Origin of the sequence: Marisediminicola sp. LYQ85, from assembly GCF_046600695.1 — a bacterium.
Classification (GTDB): Bacteria; Actinomycetota; Actinomycetes; order Actinomycetales; family Microbacteriaceae; genus Marisediminicola.
In genome coordinates this window covers 628002-643874 of sequence record NZ_JBKIWO010000001.1, presented here as the reverse complement: position 1 = coordinate 643874, position 15873 = coordinate 628002, and the positions used below count along the sequence as shown (strand labels likewise).

General features: G+C 67.5%; 16 protein-coding genes. 7 read left to right on the top strand and 9 right to left on the bottom strand.

Annotated features, from left to right (window positions below):
• Positions 1–254: 254 nt before the first annotated feature.
• Positions 255–488 carry a hypothetical protein gene (locus ACLHG5_RS03010; RefSeq protein ID WP_411317810.1) on the top strand — a complete coding sequence of 78 codons (234 nt, stop codon included), beginning with the start codon at positions 255–257 and terminating at the stop codon, positions 486–488.
• Between the two features lie 782 nt (positions 489–1270).
• Here the strand turns inward: ACLHG5_RS03010 and ACLHG5_RS03005 are convergent.
• The gene (locus tag ACLHG5_RS03005) at positions 1271–1465 is read right to left on the bottom strand and encodes a hypothetical protein (RefSeq protein WP_411315674.1); all 195 of its coding nucleotides are present in this window, start codon (positions 1463–1465) and stop codon (positions 1271–1273) included.
• A gap of 457 nt (positions 1466–1922) precedes the next feature.
• Entirely contained in the window at positions 1923–2207 is a 285-nt protein-coding gene (locus tag ACLHG5_RS03000) for a hypothetical protein (RefSeq protein ID WP_411315675.1), read from the bottom strand.
• Positions 2208–2511: 304 nt separating this feature from the next.
• Between ACLHG5_RS03000 and ACLHG5_RS02995 the strand changes: the two genes are divergently transcribed.
• Positions 2512–3183, top strand: coding sequence for an HAD family hydrolase (locus ACLHG5_RS02995; protein ID WP_411317809.1), 672 nt, complete (start codon positions 2512–2514; stop codon positions 3181–3183).
• Between the two features lie 24 nt (positions 3184–3207).
• Here the strand turns inward: ACLHG5_RS02995 and ACLHG5_RS02990 are convergent, their stop codons facing one another.
• The 6 genes from ACLHG5_RS02990 to ACLHG5_RS02965 all read right to left on the bottom strand — a co-directional run bounded on the left by ACLHG5_RS02990 (position 3208) and on the right by ACLHG5_RS02965 (position 8038).
• A complete protein-coding gene (locus ACLHG5_RS02990) occupies positions 3208–3915 on the bottom strand; it encodes a spermidine synthase (RefSeq protein WP_411317808.1) in 708 nt (235 codons plus the stop codon).
• A 67-nt stretch (positions 3916–3982) separates the two neighbouring features.
• Complete coding sequence (locus ACLHG5_RS02985) at positions 3983–4996, bottom strand: PHP domain-containing protein (RefSeq protein WP_411317807.1); 1014 nt, start codon at positions 4994–4996, stop codon at positions 3983–3985.
• Positions 4997–5000: 4 nt separating this feature from the next.
• Positions 5001–5606: a DUF4395 domain-containing protein gene (locus ACLHG5_RS02980; RefSeq protein WP_411317806.1), complete on the bottom strand. Its 606-nt coding sequence runs from the start codon at positions 5604–5606 to the stop codon at positions 5001–5003.
• On the bottom strand, positions 5590–6051 hold the full coding sequence (locus tag ACLHG5_RS02975) for a thioredoxin family protein (RefSeq protein ID WP_411315680.1): 462 nt from the start codon (positions 6049–6051) through the stop codon (positions 5590–5592). Before ACLHG5_RS02975 ends, ACLHG5_RS02980 begins: the two co-directional genes overlap by 17 nt.
• A 66-nt stretch (positions 6052–6117) precedes the next feature.
• Positions 6118–6978, bottom strand: a complete 861-nt coding sequence (locus ACLHG5_RS02970; RefSeq protein WP_411317805.1) for an SDR family NAD(P)-dependent oxidoreductase — start codon at positions 6976–6978, stop codon at positions 6118–6120.
• Between the two features lie 286 nt (positions 6979–7264).
• Positions 7265–8038 carry a hypothetical protein gene (locus tag ACLHG5_RS02965; RefSeq protein WP_411316324.1) on the bottom strand — a complete coding sequence of 258 codons (774 nt, stop codon included), beginning with the start codon at positions 8036–8038 and terminating at the stop codon, positions 7265–7267.
• Positions 8039–8196: 158 nt separating this feature from the next.
• Between ACLHG5_RS02965 and ACLHG5_RS02960 the strand changes: the two genes are divergently transcribed.
• From ACLHG5_RS02960 to ACLHG5_RS02945, 4 genes are all read left to right on the top strand, one after another.
• The gene (locus tag ACLHG5_RS02960; RefSeq protein ID WP_411317804.1) at positions 8197–10239 is read left to right on the top strand and encodes a DUF262 domain-containing protein; all 2043 of its coding nucleotides are present in this window, start codon (positions 8197–8199) and stop codon (positions 10237–10239) included.
• Positions 10240–10397: 158 nt separating this feature from the next.
• Positions 10398–11054 (top strand): peroxiredoxin-like family protein, encoded by a 657-nt coding sequence (locus tag ACLHG5_RS02955; RefSeq protein WP_411315683.1) that lies wholly within the window; start codon positions 10398–10400, stop codon positions 11052–11054.
• 59 nt (positions 11055–11113) lie between these two features.
• Positions 11114–11698, top strand: a complete 585-nt coding sequence (locus tag ACLHG5_RS02950) for a YdeI/OmpD-associated family protein (protein WP_411317803.1) — start codon at positions 11114–11116, stop codon at positions 11696–11698.
• Positions 11699–11922: 224 nt separating this feature from the next.
• Positions 11923–13554 carry an ABC-F family ATP-binding cassette domain-containing protein gene (locus ACLHG5_RS02945; protein ID WP_411317802.1) on the top strand — a complete coding sequence of 544 codons (1632 nt, stop codon included), beginning with the start codon at positions 11923–11925 and terminating at the stop codon, positions 13552–13554.
• 15 nt (positions 13555–13569) lie between these two features.
• Here the strand turns inward: ACLHG5_RS02945 and ACLHG5_RS02940 are convergent, their stop codons facing one another.
• The gene (locus ACLHG5_RS02940; RefSeq protein WP_411317801.1) at positions 13570–14124 is read right to left on the bottom strand and encodes a dihydrofolate reductase family protein; all 555 of its coding nucleotides are present in this window, start codon (positions 14122–14124) and stop codon (positions 13570–13572) included.
• Positions 14125–14448: 324 nt separating this feature from the next.
• On the opposite strand from ACLHG5_RS02940, the gene ACLHG5_RS02935 reads away from it, so the two are divergent.
• Positions 14449–15852 carry a GntP family permease gene (locus ACLHG5_RS02935; protein WP_411315687.1) on the top strand — a complete coding sequence of 468 codons (1404 nt, stop codon included), beginning with the start codon at positions 14449–14451 and terminating at the stop codon, positions 15850–15852.
• Positions 15853–15873: the final 21 nt, after the last annotated feature.

Here is a 15873-nt window from a genome sequence, read left to right as displayed (position 1 = left end):
GCCGGGGAGGGTCACTGCCACCAATAGCAATGCGGTCACACTCGAGAGCGTGAAACGGCGAACGGGTTTTGCTGGTTCCCGCCGGCTGCCGAGAAAGCGAGGCATGGGCCCAGCCTAGGTTGGTACGCGCGACCGCCAGCTTGCAGGGAAGGTCGGCACGATCCGCATCCGCTTCAGCGCCCCCAAGCCGATCCCCTATCGGTATGCAGACGTCAGCAAAAGCTTCACGGCCCGTTTGTTGGAAGGATAGAGCTGTGCATTCTTCCGCTTGGTCGTTCGTCTCGTGGGTGTTCTTCGTGCTGGCGGGCCTATTCGCTGTTGTGCCGTTGCTCATTGCGTTGTTGCTGCCTGAGTGGAGCGGCGCGCTGTGGGCCGTTCTTCTTGCCGGAGGGTGGGTGATAGCGGGGGCTGTCGCGCGATCGAGAGCCCAATTTGCTGATGTTGTGGCCCGCAATGCCCATTTTGACGGTTCGGCCGGCTCCGTCTAGCGACTGAGGATGTCGCTTGGCCACGAGTCGCTGTCGCACGTCTCATGCAGCCGTGCGCCCGATAGCCGACCGGCTATCGGGCCGCTGCTCGAAACCGAGGTAGCACGGTCTGGGCGGACTAAACGTGTGGCCGGACTTGTCGACGCGCGGGAACTGTTGTCCTCAGCTGGGTCAGATGGTAGGCAGGCTTCATGAGTAGGAACCAGATCGTTTTCTGGAAGGCTGTAATTCTTCTTTCACTGATCCTCGAAGTTGTCTTCTCTTCTCTTTGGCTACTCAGCGGAAACCCCAGGGGGGTACTGATCGGAATTGTCTTCTTGCTCTTCGGCGCTGGCCTAGCGGTCATTCTCCGTCGCGCGACCAAGACGGCTTCCGACCAATCGCGATCGTCTCGTTAGCCGTCGCTGCAGCTGCGGCGGCCGCAGGTAATGAACTGTTCGGTGGCGTCGTTGCAAAGGTCACCGTTCCGCTGAGCGATCCCTAAGTGGACGCGTCGGCAGCTTCGGAATCGGAAGCCGCGCGACACGGTGAGTTGGGGATATGGTTCGCGCATGACGGATGAATCTCAGCCACGGGCGGTTCGGCGCCGAGGGCATGCGAGGCTCATGGTGAAGTCTTTCGTGGCCGCGCTCGGTTTCTTCCTTATCGCCTGGCTGGACCTGCCATTCGCAGTCAGTGTTGTCTGGCTGATCGCGTGCTTAGTTGCACTGGTGCTCGCCCTGGTCGTCGCGCGCAGACACCGACGCCAGCCCGGACCCTGAAGGAGGGCCGCTAGGCATCCCTTATGAGGTGTAGATCCACGACCCGATCGAGGCAACAATGATGCCGATTGCGCCGCCAAGAAGCAGCATCGGAATCTGCGGTGATCGTTGGGTGTAATTGAAGCCCGTCGCGCGGCGAATGGCCACGATGCGCGCGATTGCTACTACCAAAAGGACGACGCCAACGATCAGGCCTGTTGTAGCAAAGGGGTTCATAGATCAATCTCAGTTTGTTGGGGTGTGTAGGGGTTCAGCCTCGCGTCGGCGCGTCCGACCCGCGAGTCCCCTTAGAGGTTAGGCAGCGGCAACGGGCCACTTGCTAGTAACGCTCGGGCCTGCTGGTCAGGTATCGCCACCTTATCCTTACGCGAGTTCGCCTCGTTCCTGCATCCCCGAACAGGTCAGCGGACTCATGCAGGGCGCGCGTGCTCGTAAGCAGGTCGGCCGTCGTGCAGCGTCCGAGACGCCGGGCCCGTCGTTACTGCAATGCCCGTATACCCCGTCCGGTGAAGTTGCCCGCAAGGGTGCCGTATCTGCAACAAGCTTCGCCGCGCGCTGACCCTTGGCACGAAGGTGTCGAGAACCTCCAACAAACACGGGCTGCCCAGAACTGATCGTTTGCGGCCGGGTGCGCTCAGTCGTAGATCCGATCCCGGCCCGGGCGCCAGTCGGCTCAGATCCCCGTGTACTTGATAGAAGCAACGCCCTGCATCTCCCGCGCGAGGTGCTCGCTCAGCCGTTCCCCTTCGGCGCTCCACTCGGCATCCCGTTCATTTGACACCAACCACCCCTGATCCGGTCGAGCATGCTCGAGGTGATAGTCGGTCCACACGCGGAGCTTTCTTGTCAGGCTCGGCGAGAGTCTAAGAGATTGAGGGGTGACCATACCGATTTCCCAAAGTGGCCACTCGGCGTCGTAATCGCAGAACATTTCAATTGCGCGTACCTCTTTCTTCATCCACGCTCCGACGGTAGCGTCCCCACGTCGTTCTGGAGCGTGCGAATGAATTGCTCATCGGTCACTCAAACGATCGGTTCCGAGCAGTCCGCATCGCGACCGCCCTGGATCAGGCGGCTGTCCAGGCCCGCCATTCAGCGGTGCGTCGTGAACGACTCTGTAGAACGGATGCGAACCGTCGTCGCGCCCGCGCGGCGAGCACCCCTACTGTCAAGCGGTTTCGCGCGGCACACGGTCTCGTTAGCGTGAAGGGGTCGTCATCAGACGCCGTCCTCCCCCGAACGCACTGACAGATCGGTCACCCGTGTCTCCTTCAGCAGTCCTCTTCGACATCGACGGAACGCTCGTCGACTCCAACTTCCTGCACATCGAGGCGTGGGCACGGGCCTTCACCGACGTCGGGCTCACGGTGCCGGCTTGGCGCATCCAGCGCGCGATCGGCGCGGACTCGAGTGAGCTGCTGAGCCAGCTCGCGGGAGACGCGAGCGACGAGACCCACGACCGCATCAAGGAGCTGCACACGAAGTACTACAAAGAGCTCGCACCGCGACTGTCGATGCTCGCCGGCGCGAAAGACCTCGTCGCCGCTGTCGCCGGGCGCGGCGTGCGGGTCGTGCTCGCGACATCCGCTCCGCCCGCAGAGCTCGACGAGATCAACAAGGTTCTCGACCTCGACGACAACACCTACGCGATTACGAGCGGTGACGACGTCGAGACTGCGAAGCCCGAACCCGACATCATCGAGATCGCGCTCGAGCGCGCCGGCGTCACGGCAGACGACGCCATCATGGTCGGCGATGCCGTGTGGGATGTTCGCGCGGCCACGAATGCGGGAGTGCGCACGATCGGCCTGCTCTCGGGAGGGAGTGGAGAGAAAGAGCTCTCGAGCGCCGGGGCGATCGCCGTCTACGACGACGCCGCCGACCTGCTCGCGAACATCGAGTCGAGCCCGATCGCGTCACTCGACCCCTCCTAGTCGGCGGGGCGCCGTGCGCCACGGTCAGCGGGCGACGTAGACCGAGTTGGTCGATTCTCCCCCGGTGAGGGCGTTGTCGAAGGCGACGACGTGTGTCTCGACCTCGTCGAAGACCGCCTCGAGAACGTCGACGAAGTCGGGGTGCGGCGGGTCGTCCGACCACAGTGCGAACGACCCGCCCGGCCTCACGTGCCGGCGAAGACGACGGATCCCGTCGATCGTGTAGAGATCGGCGTGACTCGGGTGCAAGTGGTGGGTCGTGGAGTGGTCGATGTCGACGATGACCGCGTCGAACGTGCGCTCAACTACATCCGCTCGCATGAGGGCGAAGAAGTCGGCGACCTCGAGCGTCGTGCGAGGGTCGCCGACGAGTTCGGTCGACACCGGCAGCAGGAGTCGCTCGTGCCAGTCGACGACGACGTCGATCGCCTCGACGACCGTGAGACTGCGCACTCGCTCGTGCTCGAGCACCGCTCGAGCCGTGTAGCCGAGCCCGAGACCGCCTACGAGCACGTCGAGGCCGGGGCCGCCCTCGTGCGCGTCACCGACGACCGCGAGACCGAGGTGGGCGAGCTCGATCTCGGCGACCGTGAAGTGGCTCGACATGAGGTGCTCGTCACCGAGGATCACCTCGAAGACGTCCTTCTCGAGCACGGGGTCGAATCGTCGCCGCAGCGTCAGCTCACCCATCGGGGTCTGCTGCCAGTCGAGTTCGGCGAATCGTGCGCTCATCATGCCCCTGCTCTGTCGCCCGGATCGGCCCGACAACCCTACGGGAGTGGTGCCGCCGCTCGACGCGCTAACGCCGCGCCCAGTCGAGGAGGTCGTCGACGGGCCACGTCGTGATGATGCGGTCCGCGGGAACCCCCGCCGCGTGAGCCCGCTCGGCGCCGTAGGAGAGGAAGTCCAGCTGCCCTGGCGCATGGGCGTCGGTGTCGATACTGAAGAGACAGCCCGCGCCGAGCGCGAGCCTGATGAGGTCGTCGGGGGGATCCTGCCGTTCCGGCCGCGAGTTGATCTCGACCGCCACATCGTTCTCGGCGCACGCCGCGAACACGACTTCGGCGTCGAAGTCCGAGGGCGGTCTCGTGCCTCGAGAGCCCGACACGAGACGGCCCGTGCAGTGCCCGAGCACCGTCGTGTGAGGGTCACGGATGCCGCCGAGCATCCGTTCCGTCATCGTCGCCGAATCGGCGCGGAGCTTCGAGTGCACGCTCGCGACGACGATGTCGAGTCGCTCGAGCATCGCGTCGGACTGATCGAGGGTGCCGTCCTCGAGGATGTCCACCTCGATGCCCGCGAGCAGGCGGAAGTCGTCGTGTCGGCTATCGACGTCGGCGACGAGAGCGAGTTGCTTCTCGAGCCGCTCGGCACTGAGCCCGTGTGCGACGCGCAGCGACGGCGAGTGGTCGGTGAGGGCGAGATACTCGCGCCCGAGCGATCTCGCCGTGCCGGCCATGAGCGCGACGGGAGACCCGCCGTCCGACCATTCGCTGTGGCTGTGCAGGTCGCCGCGCAGTGCCGCGAGGAGGTCGGCACCCCCGGAGACGAGGGGCGTCGCACCGCGCTCGCGGAGGTCGGCGAGGTAGTCGGGAACCCCGCCCTCGACCGCCTGGCTCACGACCTCGAACGTGCGGGAGCCGATGCCCTTCGTCTTCTGCAGGCTACCGTCGGCCACGCGACCCGCGAGCTCGTTCGCGGGGATCTCGGCGACGATCGCGGCAGCCGACCGGAAGGCCGAGACCTTGAACGAGGGCGCGAGTTCGCGCTCGAGCCAGAAGGCGATCTCGTTGAGCGCGGCGACGGCATCCATGCGGTCAGGCGCGACGGAGTCGACCGGAGTGACGCACCCGCTCGAGACCGAGATACATCATGCAGCCCAAGCACAGCCCGAACGCCGCGTTGAGGAACGCCGCGATGAAGGCCGCCCCGGCAGACACGGGCAGCGCGAGCGGGACGCCCGCGAGGTGCAGCACGACACCCGCGAGAGTGACGGCGAGGCCCACCCCCTGCGCGAAGGTCGGCGGCCGCGGGTCCTCCGTTGCCACCGGGGGTGCGAGGCGAGGACGCACGAGGGTGCGGAAGACGACGGCCCAGGGGTGTCTCTGGATGCCCGCGATCGCACCCCACGCGAAGTGCAGCGCGATGGCGGCGAGCACGACGAAACCCGGGTCGCTCGCTCGATCGCCGAGAGACGACGTCGCGACGGCCCATCCTGCTCCCCCGTCGCTCGAACGGGCTCCGCTGAGCCCGGTCAGGCCCAGGAACAGGGCGACGAGCAGGAGCACCGACGTGATGACGGCGCCGAACCGCGGCCCGCGCGCGTCGATCGCACCTCCGCCCCCGCGGGGGCCCGACGAGCCGAGGCCCGACGAACCGGGCCCCGACGAACCGGAATCGGGTGCATCAGGACTGAACGACATCGGATGTCTCCCATCGGTCGAGTTCGGAGGTGACGGCGTCGCGCCGCAGCGCCCCGCCCATCCGCGAGATCGGCACCCCGGCGCTGTCGACGATGAAGACCGTGGGCGTCTGGAGGATGCGCAACCGTCGCGCGAGGTCGGGGCGATGGGTGAGGTCGACGTCGACGGTCGAGACCGACTCGCGGGAGCTCGCGATGTCGGCGAGCACGCGGCGTGCCGCCGGGCACTGGGCGCAGAATTCGGTCGAGTAGAGCACGAGGGTCGCGGTCGACCCACGGGGGTCGTCGGCGGAGAGGCCGAGCTCGGCGAAGCCGCCGGTCTTCGCCCCCGTCGGCCGAGCCGAGACCGCGTGCGCGCGTCCGCTTCGCGCGCGCGAGACGACGCCGATCACGACGGCGAGGGCGACGACCGCGAGCACCACGACGGCGCTCGTGAAGGGATCCATGCGCCGAGTTTAGGCAGCAGACGGCTGAACGCGATCTGTTGTGACCTCGCGTGACGCTCGCGAGGGTCAGCCGACGCCCACCATCTCGGCGCTGCGATCCCACAGTCCGGCCACGAGGGCCTCGTCGTGCACCTGGGCATTCACCGACGTCGAGAGCGATTTCTCGTCGTAGTACATGCCGGGCAGCCAGGTCTTTCCCGGGGTGCCGTCGGCGAAGAACGTCAGATTGTCGCCGCCCTTCTCCGTCGTGATGAGGAAGAACCGCTTGAGCGGCGTGCGGTACAGAAAGCGCATGAGGCTCGTCGTGTCCGACGCGAAGTTCGTCGCGACGGTGCCGGGGTGGAAGGCGACCGACGAGACTCCGTCGTCGTGGAATCGCTCGTGCAGCCCGCGCGTGAACAGGATGTTCGCGAGCTTGGCGTCGCCGTAGGCCTTGTTGGCGCTGTACTTCTTGTCGTTCGCGAGGTCGTCGAGGTCGATGCGCCCGAACAGCGTGTTGGCGATGCTCGACGTGTTGATGACGCTCCCGCGGGCGCGGATGAGGTCGTCCATGAGTTCGTGGGTGAGCAGGAACGGCGCGAGGTGGTTGACCTGGAAGGTCTTCTCGTAGCCGTCCTCGGTGCGCTGACGGGTTCCGAAGATGCCTCCCGCGTTGTTCGCGAGCACGTCGAGCCCCGTGCCGCGGGAGTCGCTCGTCGCGAGGTGCTGCTTCACCTCGTGCGCGAGCCTCCGCACATCCGCGAGGCTCCCGAAGTCGGCGATGAAGGGGGTCGCGCCCGTCTCGCGTGCGACAGCCTCGGTCTTCTCGCGCGACCGCCCGGCCACGAGCACGCGGTGTCCGCGCTCGGCGAGCTGTCGAGCGGATGCCGCGCCGATGCCGTCGGACGCCCCCGTGATGAGAATCGTCTTCGTGTGCTGTGTCGCCATGCTGCTGCTCCTGAATGAAGGGTGCCGCCCCGGTGTCGTGCTGCCCGACCGGAGGCCGAGCGAGGCGGGCCGAAGCCTAACTGGTGAGCTTTCGCCGCCGCTGTGACCGCATCGACGCGGTGTCGCGGTCGCGTCTGGTTGTTTCGAGTCGCCCCGGCAACCATGTGCGACCGCGATCGGCGATCGCAGCGCCCCGGCAACGACGAAGCCCCGTGGGCCACAGCGCTGCGGCGGCCCACGGGGCTCGACGGGTGATCGTCAGCCGATCCGGATCAGTCGACCCGGATCAGGCCTCGCTCATCGCGGTCTTCTCGGCCTGTCCCTTGGCGGCGTAGTACGCGGCGCGGGCAGCGATGCGACGAGCCTGCTCGGCCTGTCCCGCGTCGAGCTCGTCCTGCGGCACCTCGACGTTCGGCACGCGATTCACGCCGTTGTGCTGAGCGATGTAGGCGTCGAGCTCGGGGCCCGACTCCCACGACGTGATGAGGCAGTAGCGCGGGTCGGCGCCGAGGTGCGTCGCGGCGTGCCAGAGGCGCTGCGTGTCGATGATGAGCTGTGCACCGGCGGGCAGCGCGATGCGGTACTCGACGCTCGGGTCGGTGCGGTTCTCGCGCAGAACGAAGTAGCTCGTCTGGTCGTCGGTGAGGTTGAAGAACCCGCGCACGACCCAGCCGGTGCCGTCGGGGTTGAGACGGTTGTTGTCGTCCTGGTGCAGGTTGTAGAGGCAGTCCGCATAGGTGTTGGGCATCAGTTCGATGACGCGGCAGCGGCCCACGTTGGCTCCGGGCTCTTGCGCGCGGCGGGTGAGGTTGGGCGCCGCGGCGACCTGCGAGTCGATCCAGACACCGTCTTTGTCGGTGCGCGGGGGCTTGTGGTTCCAGAAGCCGTTGACCTCGATCTCGCCGAAGGCGCTTGCGAGCGGGGCGAAGCGGGTCTCACCCGACGACTTCCAGTCGACGTACTCGATGTCGAGCCATTCCTTGGGGTCGAGCTCCTGGTTGTACTGATCGAGAACGACGTAGCCGGTCTCTTCGAGTGCGGCAGATTTGATGTAACCCATGATCGAAGTCATGTCCTTTCGTCGAGGGCCAGCACGTTTTAACAGGCCCAACTTAGGCAAGCCTAACATCGAGCGGTTCGGCGGGTGGGAGGATGGCATCATCGCGAGTCGTCGCCCAGCCACCACTCGATACCCCGCTCCGAAGGACGAACACCGCCATGACCACTGCCACGAACATCGACGCGACCGCGGTCAACACGATCGGTTGGCTGTCGGCACCCGACACCACGATCGTCGTTCCCGTCTATCAGCGGCAGTACCGCTGGGACATCGGCGGCTGCGAGCAACTGCTCGCCGACGTTCGCGCGGTCGCCGGAGCCCACGAGACCCACACCCACTTCATCGGCTCGATCCTCTCGAGCGCGACGACGACGGTGACCGAGTCGGGGTCGGATGCCGCGGAGCTCGTGCTCATCGACGGCCAGCAGCGCGTGACGACCCTCATGCTCCTGATCGCGGCGCTGCACCACACGGTGCTGCAGCAACCCGAGGTCGCGGGCGGCGCGGAACTCGCCACCGAGCTCGAGCGCGTGCTCGTGAGTTCGCACGGTGGCGACCGCACGAAGCTGCGCCCGCATCGCGCGTGGGCCGACGTCTTCGAGAGCGTCGTGCTCGATCGCCGCGAGCCCGGCGACGAGCTGCGGGATTCGAAGTTCGACGACAACTACGCGTTCTTCCGCAGCCAGGTCCCGCCCGAGGAGGTCCCCCGCATCTGGAGCGGTCTGCAGCGACTCGAGCACGTCGCCATCACCCTCGGTGCCGAGGCGAACGCCCAGCAGATCTTCGAGAGCCTCAACTCGACGGGCGAGCCCCTCCGCGACCACGAGCTCATCCACAACTACGTGCTCATGGGTCTCTCGCACGGCGAGCAGCGCGAGATCGAGGCATCCTTCTGGCTCCCCATCGAAGAGAACACGGGCGAGTCGATCGCGACCTTCTGGCGCCACTACCTCGTGATGTCGACGGGGCGCGAGATCGATGCTCGCGGGGGCCGCGCGGTGTACGACGCCTTCCGCCACGAGTTTCCTCGCCTCGAGCTCGAGACGCTGCGCGCGCTCGCGACCGAGTGGCGCGAGTCGTCGGCCGTCTATCGGGTGCTGCTCGACCCGTCGAGAGCACCCGATCCCGAGCTCGCGCGTCAGCTCGGCTACGTCAACACCTTCGGTCGCGCGATGTATCCGCTCGTCATGCGCGCCTACCGCGACTTCGCGCGAGGCGAGATCGATCGCGGCGCCCTCATCGAGACCCTCGAGAACATCCAGACCCTCCTGCTGCGACGCACCGTCGTCGGGCTCGACACCGATCGCCTCGTCGCCCGGCTGTGTCGCGCCCGCGAGCGCGGTGCCGAAGCGCTGCGGGAGGCGTTCGCTCGCATCACGCCGTCTGACGAGCGCGTGCGCATCGCCCTCAAGTTCGGCGCTCTCCCCCACCCCGCCTACGTGCTCGGGCGACTCGCGGGCGTCGACGACGTGCGGGGCCTCGACGTCGAGCATGTCTTTCCGCTCGCGCCCGCAGCGCAGTGGAGCGGCGACGGCGAGCGCGAGTGGGTCGACTACTCCGACGACGAGCAGAACAGTCACCGCGCCCTCGCCGACTCTCTCGGAAACCTGACCCTGCTCGAGCCGGAGCTCGCCGAGCGCGCGATCGACGCGTCGTTCCCGGTCAAGCGAGACACCCTCTACTCTTCGAGCGCTGTTCCGATGTCGCGCGAGATCGCCGACGTCGTGGCGTGGGGAACCCCCGCGATCGCCGAGCGCACCTCGCGCCTCACGGCGGCTTTCCTCGAGATCTGGGCGAAGCCCGCGACCGTGATGATCGACGACGACGGTCTCACACCGATCCTCGACGCCAAACAGCGTCGCGGGTGGCCGCGCGGGTGGGAGCGCGAGTTCTCCTACGTCGAGTACTGCGGTGAGCACTGGGAGGTCTACGACGTCAAGCACCTCTTCGACCGCGTGTTCAAGAGGCTCTGGGCGGATGCTCGCGACGCCGTCGTGTCGTTCAGCGCGCGCCGAGGCGGCCCGATCTTCGAGTCGCGCGCGTGGAACGGGCAGTGGCACGAACTCGACGAGTCCCACTTCCTCTACATGGGCTGGGACTCCCGCTACATGCTCACGGCGGTGCAAGGGGTGCTCGAGGAGGCGGGTCTCGCGTCGGAGGTGTCGGTCATGTACTCGTACACCGGCGCGGCGATGGACTAGACCGGGGCGAGATCGGGGACTAGACCGATCGCGGTCCGCACCGCGGGCGACCCCGGTGTGACGAATCATGACCTTCCTGGGCGTCGCCGCTCAGTGAGTCGACGTACTCTCTCGATTCGACCGGGTCTCGAGACTCGGCGGGAGGAGATCGAGAGACCATGACCGAGCCCACCATCCGCACGACCGTGTCCGACTTCAACGTCGGTTTCGCCGAAGCCGTCGGCCCGACTCTCTCGGAGGTCTTCGCGCGCGAACAAGCCGATCTCCAGGCCGCGGGTGTTCCCGACACCGCCGTGGCGGTCGGCGACCGCGTGCCGGAGTCGACTCTCCTCTCGGCCGACGGCGCCGAGCACACCCTGAGCGACGTGCGTGCGGGTTCTGCCGCCGTGCTCGTGTTCTATCGGGGCGCGTGGTGTCCGTATTGCAACATCACCCTCAAGCACTACAACGACACCCTCGCGCCCGCCCTCGCGGGTCGGGGCATCCCTCTCGTCGCCATCAGCCCTCAGACTCCCGAGGGCACCGAAGCGGCGATCCTCAAAGACGACCTCGGCTTCACAGTGCTGTCCGACCCGGGCAACGCGCTCGCCGGCCGCCTCGGCATCGTCACCGAGCCGAGCTCCGACGCGCGGGCCGCCCACACCGAGCTCGGTTTCGCGGTCGCCGACAGCAACGCGGATGCGACACCGGCGATCCCGTTCCCCACGGTCGTCGTCGTCGATGCCGACGGTGTCGTCCGCTGGGTCGACGTGCACGTGGACTACACCTCCCGCACCGAGGTCCCCGCCATTCTCGACGCCGTCGACGCGCTGTAGCCTCGAACAGTCGCGGTCGGCGATCGCGCTGACCGCACGACGGGAGGACGGTGCGCACCGTGGCGAGTTTCGCCGAGAAACCGATCCTCGATCTCACGATCGACGAGTGGACGCGATTCCTCGAGAACGATCCGCCCGATGCGGGGGTGCGCCTCAAGCTGCGCAAGAAGTCGTCGAGCGCTCCCGGCATCACGTGGTCGGAGGCGCTCGATGTCGCGCTGTGCTTCGGGTGGATCGACGGCCAGACCGCCCGGCTCGACGACGACTACACGCTCCAGGCGTTCTCGCCTCGGCGCAAGAACAGCCCGTGGTCGCAGATCAATCGCGAGCATGTCGCGCGACTCATCGACGCGGGGCTCATGCGCGAGGGCGGCTTCGCCGAGATCGAGCGGGCGAAAGCCGACGGCCGGTGGGATGCCGCCTACCGACAGAAGGGCGCGACGACGCCTCCCGACCTCCGGGAAGCCCTCGATCGCGAGCCGGCCGCGGCCGTATTCCACGACGGCCTCACCAAGGTCGAGAAGTTCTACACCTATTTTCGCCTCGCCTCGATCAAGACGCCGGCGGTGCGGGAGGCGCGCATCCGCGACGTCGTCGAGAAGGCGGCGCGAGGGGAGAACCACTACGCGCCGCGCGGTCGCTGACCTCGTCCCTCCGGTCTGTGCCGCCCGAACCGGCACCGCCCTCGCGCGCCGCTGCACCCGGTGGTAGCGTTTCTGCCATGAAGTAACGAGGCTCTCGAGTCCGCCGCGCGCCGCGCGGCCATCACTCTCTGCGGGATGACCTTCTCTCCCGGGTGATTCTCCTCCTCCCCTCTTTCTTCTACTGCCGGCCGGCGCTCGCCGCCCCGGCGCAAGGACACGCTCTCATGTTGCCTTCGTCCACCATCACGTTTCGCGATCTCACGTTCGAGTGGCCCGACGGCTCGCTCGCCCTCCGAGGGCTCAGCGGGTCGTTCGGTCACGGCCGCACAGGGCTCGTCGGTCGCAACGGCTCGGGCAAGTCCACCCTCCTCCGACTCGCCTCGGGCGAACTCGCCCCGACCTCCGGGGAGCTCGACGTCTCGGGAGACGTCGGCTACCTCCGTCAGAGCGTTCCGCTGCACTCGGGCGCGACGGTCGCCGAACTGCTCGGCATCGACTCGACCCTGCGGGCCCTGCGCGCGATCGAGGCCGGAGATGTGGCGGTGGAGCACTTCGACGCGGTCGGTGACGACTGGGATCTCGAGTCGCGCGCGAGCGAGGCGCTCGACGACATCGGTTTCTCCGCGGCGGACCTCGACCGGAGGGTCGGCGAGATCTCGGGGGGCGAGGCCGTGCTCGTCGCCATCGCGGGGCTCAGGCTGTCTCGAAAGGCGATCACGCTTCTCGATGAACCGACCAACAACCTCGATCGGGGTGCGCGCTCGACGCTCACGCGCCTCGTCGACGCGTGGCCGGGAACTCTCGTGATCGTCAGTCACGATCGCGCTCTGCTCGACCGGATGGATGCCACCGCCGAGCTCTACGAGGGCGGCTTCGAAGTCTTCGGGGGGCCGTACAGTGCGTGGGTCGAGCACCGCGACCGGGAGAACGCCGCGGCGGCGGATGCCGCGAGGGCGGCGCAGCAGGCGGTCCGCGTGGAGAAGCGGCAGCGCGCGCACGCCGAGACCACCCTCGCCCGCCGACGTCGGGCGGGCAAGAAGGCGCAGCGCGAGGGCGGGGTGCCGCGCATCGTGGCCGGCGGTCTCGCCCGCAAGGCGGAGAATTCGGCGGCGTCCCTCCGATCGACACTCGACGACAGGGTCACGGCCGCGACCGACGCCGCCACCGCAGCCGACGCGCGCGTGCGCGACGACGAGCACATCAGGCTCGAGCTTCCCGATCCGGGTGTCGCGCGAGGTCGGCGGCTCGCCGAGATCACCGGCGTCGCGGGGTCTCCTGGTGTCGATCAGCAGTCGGTCGTCATTCAGGGGCCGGAGCGCGTCGCGCTCGTCGGGCCGAACGGTGCGGGCAAGACCACCCTGCTCGAGGCTCTCGTGGGTCGCGCCGAGGCGCGACCGGACCGCTCCGAACGCCCCCGCGCGCGCCTCCTCACCGATCGGGTCGGATACCTGCCGCAGCGCCTCGACGACGTCGACGACACCCTTTCGGCGGTCGACGCGGTGCGGGAGTGCGCGCCGGACACGAGTGCCGGAGACATCCGCAACCAGCTCGCTCGACTCCTGTTGCGGGGTCACGCCGCCGACAGGCCCGTGTCGACACTCTCGGGCGGGGAGCGCTTTCGGGTGTCCCTCGCGCGCATGCTCTTCGCCGATCCTCCCGCCCAACTCCTCGTTCTCGATGAACCCACCAACAGTCTCGACCTGCAGAGCGTGGAGCAGCTCGCCGAGGCCCTCGACGCCTACCGGGGTGCCGTTCTGGTGGTGAGCCACGACGACGACTTCCTCGCGCGCATCCGCATCGACAGCGTGCTCGAGCTCGATCACGAGGGCCGTCTCCACCGCCGCCACCGGGAGTGAGGCCCCCGGACATCGCTAGACGGCGCGCACGACCTCGTAGACGAGTCGCGCGAACTGCCCGTGGGCCGCAGCGCTCACCAGCCGGAGGCGGTCTGACTCGATCCGCCTCGGCAGCAGCGCGGCACCGCCGTCGAGCACGACCGGGGCTACCGAGAGGGCGATGCCATCGAGCGCGTCGCTGTCGGCGAACTGACCAGCCAGATCACCCCCGCCGACCACCCAGATATCACCGTCATCCGCCGCGGCCCGAAGGGCGGGGACCACATCGATCACCGGTCCGCGGACGAATCGGATGTCCGCCCCCTCGGGTCGCGGAAGGTGACGCGTCGTGAATACGAATGTCGGACGGTCGCCGTGGAACTCGTTCCACTTGGCGGGGTTCGCGAGGATATCGCCCTCGTCGAGTACCCACTCGTACGTCGTCGACCCCATCACGAGCACGGTCGCATCACCCGGGACGAGCCCGTCGGCTGAGTCCGAGGAGACCGCGAAGAGCCACGAGAGGGAGTTCGTGTCGTCGGCGATGTAGCCGTTCATCGTCGTTGCCGTGTCGTAGAGGATGCGTTGCATGTCAGGACGATATCGCTGCCGTGTGACATCGACGGCATGGAGCGAACCGCCGCGACACGCGTCACGATATCGGCCGCTCGGCCCGTCAGAGAGAATCACATAGGATATATGCGACCGCTCGGATCGGACCACCGTTGGCCCGCGCCGAGCACCCCCGCACGACCCTTCACACACGCCGGCAAAGGAGCTGCGCTTGAACACTCGGGAGAATCCGCGACCGGCATCGCCCGCCGTCGCACTCCCGGGTCGCCTTTCGCGGCACGCCGACACTGCACCTGCTCGTCGCACGACCCCGCATCCATCCCCAACAGAACCGAGTGACCCATGATTCTCGCTCTCGAAGCCGCGACAGAGACCACGCGGTCCGCGCCGGTGCTTCTCGGCATCGCCGCCGGAGCCATCGCGCTCTTGCTGATCCTCATCATGAAGGTGCGTCTGCATCCCTTCTACGCCCTCGTCATCGTGAGCCTCCTGACCGCGCTCGTCGCGGGCGTGAGCATCAACGACCTCCTCACAACCCTCCAGGGACCCTTCGGTACGACCCTGGGCAACGTCGCCCTGCTCATCGGGTTCGGCGCCGTGCTCGGTCGGGTGATCGAGATCTCCGGCGGAGCGCAAGTGCTCGCCGAGAGCATGATCCGCCGGTTCGGCGACAAGCGTGCACCGTTCGCTCTCTCGCTCGCGTCGTTCCTCTTCGCGTTCCCGATCTTCCTCGACGCGGGCTTCATCGTCATGCTGCCGATCATCTACCAGGTCGCCCGACGCTTGAAGGGCAGCCTGCTGCTCTACGCCCTCCCCGCCACGGGCGCGTTCCTCACGATGCACGGACTCGTGCCGCCGCACCCCGGCCCGACGGCGGCGAGCGGCATCATCGGTGTCGAGGTCGGCCTCGTGATCCTGGTCGCCCTCGCCATCGCGATCCCCACCTGGTACGTCGCGGGGTACCGTCTCGCCCTCGTGCTCGCGAAGCGCCAGCCGCACTTCGCCGTGCCCAACCTGCTCGGTGACCCCGAAGATCGCAGCGGACAGAAGCTTCCGAGCTTCTGGACCATCATCATGCTGCTCCTTCTGCCCCTCGTTCTCATCTTCCTGAATACGGGTGCCGCAGCCCTCGCGACCGACGGCATCATCGAGAACGACACCGCCCTCTACGGCGTGCTCACGACCGTCGGCGCCACGCCGATCGCCCTGCTCATCACGTCGCTCCTCGCGATCATCCTCCTCATCGTCATCCCCAACCGGGGTTCGGTCGGCTCCAAGATGGAGGAGGTCGTCGACGACGCCCTCGCCCCCATCTGTTCGATCATCCTCATCACCGGTGCCGGAGGGATGTTCGGCGGGGTTCTGACCGCGACGGGCATCGGCGGCGCACTCGCCGAGAGCCTCAACGACATCGGCATGCCTTTGATCGTCGCCGCGTTCGTTCTCGCCGCGATCATCCGTATCGCGCAGGGTTCGGCCACGGTCGCGACCACGACCGCCGCGGGTCTCATCGCTCCCGCCGTGATCGCTGCTGGCGACCAGAGCGCCCTGCAACTCGCTCTCATCGTCGTCGCCCTCGGCGCCGGAGGAATCGCGTTCTCGCACGTGAACGACTCGGGCTTCTGGCTCGTCAGCCGCTTCCTCGGCATGAACACGAAGACGGCGTTGCAGACCTGGAGCGTCATCGCGACGGCAGTCGGCCTCATGGCGTTCGCGATCACCTTCGTGATCTACCTGTTCCTCTAGCCCGTGTTCCGTTAGCGCACC